Origin of the sequence: Kitasatospora sp. NPDC004799, assembly GCF_040609095.1 — a bacterium.
Lineage (GTDB): Bacteria > Actinomycetota > Actinomycetes > Streptomycetales > Streptomycetaceae > Kitasatospora.
This window is the reverse complement of the sequence record NZ_JBEXJK010000600.1, coordinates 1-3,531: the sequence shown is the minus strand read 5'-3', so window position 1 is coordinate 3,531 and position 3,531 is coordinate 1. Positions and strand designations below refer to the sequence as shown.

The 3,531-nt window shown below is 76.0% G+C and carries 3 protein-coding genes and 1 pseudogene; 1 reads left to right on the top strand and 3 read right to left on the bottom strand.

Annotation, left to right across the window (positions count from 1 at the left end):
- Both ABZW03_RS38690 and ABZW03_RS38685 read right to left on the bottom strand, forming a co-directional pair.
- On the bottom strand, positions 1-1,097 hold a 1,097-nt coding region (locus ABZW03_RS38690; RefSeq protein WP_355269239.1), incomplete at its 3' end, for a serine/threonine-protein kinase.
- A 161-nt stretch (positions 1,098-1,258) separates the two neighbouring features.
- The gene (locus ABZW03_RS38685; RefSeq protein ID WP_355269237.1) at positions 1,259-2,374 is read right to left on the bottom strand and encodes a protein kinase; all 1,116 of its coding nucleotides are present in this window, start codon (positions 2,372-2,374) and stop codon (positions 1,259-1,261) included.
- Between the two features lie 57 nt (positions 2,375-2,431).
- On the opposite strand from ABZW03_RS38685, the gene ABZW03_RS38680 reads away from it, so the two are divergent.
- A complete protein-coding gene (locus ABZW03_RS38680; protein ID WP_355269235.1) occupies positions 2,432-2,965 on the top strand; it encodes an SHOCT domain-containing protein in 534 nt (177 codons plus the stop codon).
- A gap of 50 nt (positions 2,966-3,015) precedes the next feature.
- Here the strand turns inward: ABZW03_RS38680 and ABZW03_RS38675 are convergent.
- Positions 3,016-3,531 (bottom strand): annotated as a pseudogene (locus ABZW03_RS38675) (hypothetical protein); the annotation flags it as partial.

Sequence of the window (3,531 nt, the reverse complement as noted above, 5' to 3'; positions counted from 1 at the left end):
GGCCCGGTCCGCGCCAGGGCGGCGGCCTGCGCGCCCCCGGCGGTGTCCGGTCCGCCGGGAACAGCGGGACGGGCAGGTCCGGCACCGGGTCCGTCGGGACCGACCGGCGTGGCGGACGCGGCGGCCTTCGGCTCGGTCGGCTCCTCGGAGCCCTCGACCGGCTCCACCACCGACCCCCGGCCGTCACTGCGGTCCACCACCGGCACCGACTGGGTGGGCGTGCGCACCGCCGGGACCGACTTCAGACCCATCGTGTGCCCGGCCTGCACCTCGGCCAGCATCCGGGCGGCCTCGTCCGCGGTGGGCCGCTCGGCCGGGTCCTTGGCCATCAGCGCGGCCAGCACCGGCCCCAGCGGCCCGGCCCGCCGCGACTCCGGCAGCGGCTCGTCGACCACCGCGGCGAGCGTGGTGATCGGCGAGTCCCGCCGGAACGGCGACTGGCCCTCGACCGCCGCGTACAGCGTCGCCCCGAGGCCCCACAGGTCGGAGGCCGGCCCGGGCCGCTCGCCCTGGGCCCGCTCCGGCGCCAGGTAGTCCGGCGAGCCGACCAGGTCCCCCGGCCGGGTCAGCTCGGTCGAGCCCTCGTACTTCGCGATGCCGAAGTCCAGCAGCACCACCCGCCCGGTGCCGCGCTCCAGCAGCACGTTGGCCGGCTTCACGTCCCGGTGCAGCACGCCCAGCTGGTGGCCGCGGTGCAGCGCGGCCAGCACCTGGCTGCCCACCTCGGCGGCGGCGCGCGGCTGCAGCGTGCCGTCCTGGCTGATCACGTCGGCCAGCGAGCGGCCGTCGACCAGCTCCATCACGATCCACGGCCGGCCGTCCTGCTCCAGCACGTCGTGCACGGTGATCACGCCGGGGTGCTTGATCCGCGCGGCCGCGCTGGCCTCGCGCTTCATCCGGGCGTGCAGGATCTGCAGGTCCTCCTCGGGCAGGTGGTTGACGGTCAGCTCCTTGACCGCGACCTCCCGGTCGAGCATCCGGTCCCAGGCCCGCCAGACGGTGCCCATGCCGCCCCGGCCGAGCCGCTCGCCGAGCTCGTACCGCCCGGCCAGCAACCGCTCCGCCTCGGCCGCCTCCGGCCGGTCCTGCACACCCATCTGCGCCCGCTCCCCCACACATTCCGCCTGCCGTCACCGCGACGGAGGGCCTGGTGCAGACCACTGTTCGAACAAATCCCACGCACACATTAGGCGCACCCCGCCTCCCCCGGTAATCACGCCCACCCCGCGGACCGGGCGGCCGGAATCGCCGCGGCCCGTCAGCCTGCGAACAGCACCACCGCGGCGATTCCCAGCGCGAGCAGCACGAACACTCCGCCCACCAGCAACGGGCCCAGCAGGGCGGGGGATATCCGGGGCGGCTTCGCCCCGCCGCCTGCCCCGGAGGCCCCACCGTTCCCGCCCTTTCGGGCACTCCTCCCGGCCCGGGCGCCCACGGACCCCCCGCCGCGCCGCCGCGGCACCAGCGGCGCCTCCGGCTTCAGCACCGGCATCGCCGCCGCCCGCTCCTCGTCGACCGGCTCCGGCGCCCCCGCCAGCAGCTCCGCCAGCTCCCCGCGCACCGCCTCCGCGGTCGGCCGCCGCGCCGGATCGGGCTGCAGCAGCCGCTCGACCAGCGGCGCGAGCGGCCCGCACACCACCGCGGGCTCGCGCCGCCCGTCCCGTACCGCCGTCACCAGCTCCGGCACGTTCCGCTCCGGGTACGGCGCGCGGCCGGTGACCAGCCGCTGCAGCAGCACCCCGAGCGCCCAGCAGTCGCCCGCCGGGCCGCCGTCCAGCGGCCAGCGCTCCGCCACCGGGCCGACCAGGGTGGCCCGCACCTCGTACCGGCGCCGCCCGCCCGGCCCGCCGAGCTCCTCGGCCAGCGCCTCCTCCGCCACCCCGGCGAGCAGCCCGCCGAGCATCGCCGCGCCGTCCTCGCAGACCAGCACCGACTCCGCGGTCAGGGCGCCGTGGGTCAGCCCGGCCGCGTGCAGCGCCCGCAGCGCGCCGGCCACGTCCGCCGCCACCTCGGCCGCCCGGTACGGCGGCAGCGGCCCGTCGGCGAGCAGCTCGGCCGCCGTCCGCCCGACCGGCCGCTCCTCCGCCGTCCACAGCAGCTCGCCCTCGACGAACGCGCCGACCCCGCGCAGCAGCCGCGGGTGCGCGACCGGCGCGGCCGAGCCGACCGCCGCCACCCGCCGCACCAGCCGGTCCGCCTGCGCCGCGGCGGCCTCCTCCACGTCCTGACCGACCGTCAGCAGCCCTGGCAGCTCCAGGGCGCTCAGCAGCACCGATTCGCCGGTCCGCTCGTCCACCGCGTCGGCACGCAGCGGTTCAGGACGGTCCGTCAGCCGGTACCGCCCCGCCAGCAACTGCCCGGGGGCGCCTCGCATGCCAGTTCCTCTCGCTCACCGATCAGACTACTGAGCGGCTCCCTTAGGCTCGATCCCATGGACTGGACCGATCTGATCGACACCGCCTTCGAGGCGTCAGGAAACAGCAGCAAAGCCAACCACGCCGAGGCCCTCCGGGCCGTCGAGGGGACCGTCATCGACGGCGAGAAGCCGGTCGCCTCGACCGCCGGGCGCCACCCCGACCACTTCCGCAAGGGGGTGCTCGTGCTGACCACCCATCGGCTGCTCTTCCTGAAGGACGGGAAGCCGCCGGTGCCGGTTCCGCTCGCCGCCGTCACCGACGCCACCGTGACCCGCAGCAAGCTCAACGGCGAAGTGCTCCTGGTGGTGGCGCTCACCGGCTCGCACCGCTTCGAGGACGTGGTCAAGGCCGAGTTCTTCGCCGAGCAGCTCCGGGCCGCCGCGCGCGCCGCCCGCAACGCCCCGAAGGCCGTACCCGCCGCCGCGGTGGCCGAGGCCGCCACCGGCGAACAGCTCATCGGCCAGCTCGAACGGCTGGCCGCCCTGCGCACCTCCGGCGCCCTCACCGAGGAGGAGTTCTCCCGCGCCAAGCAACGCCTGATCGGCTGACCCGGGGCCGGTCGTCGAACGCGCGTCTGCGGAGCGTCCGGCGACGGGCCCTACGGCGCGGGCTGGAAACTGTTGAAGACGACGTCCCGGACCGGGGCCTGGGCGGCCCACTCCGCGTCCGGGACGATCCAGTAGATCGAGTACCCGTACTTGGCCGGGGTCCCGGTCACGAAGCCGCGGTTGAGCGAGTGCATCCTGGGGGTGCCGTTGGTCCACTCCCAGTCCGCCGCGTTGGTCCACTGCCGGTAGGTGATCGCCGCCAGGTTCAGCCGCTGGTAGTTGCTCACCTGACCGCGGACGTTCGGCTCCGACTCCTGCCAGTCCGCGACCGCGCTCTCACCGGGCGACGTGGTCCACTCGATCCGCAGCTGGCTGCCGTCGGCCGCGTTCTTGAAGATCCGCCGGTTGGCGTCCGACCCGGCCGGCTGCAGACCGTCCGGGAGCACCACCGAGAAGCCGCTCGGGTCCTTGTACTCGTGGTACCCGGCCGGCACACCGGCCGGCGCGGGCTGCGCCGGCGACGGGGTCTGCACCGGCGCCGGGGGCTGGGCGGTGGCCGCCGGCAC

What these genes read in the sequence shown, in the direction of transcription:
- ABZW03_RS38685 (WP_355269237.1), bottom strand. Translation starts at nt 2,374, where the DNA reads ATGCGAGGCGCCCCCGGGCAGTTGCTGGCGGGGCGGTACCGGCTGACG.
- ABZW03_RS38680 (WP_355269235.1), top strand. Translation starts at nt 2,432, where the DNA reads ATGGACTGGACCGATCTGATCGACACCGCCTTCGAGGCGTCAGGAAAC.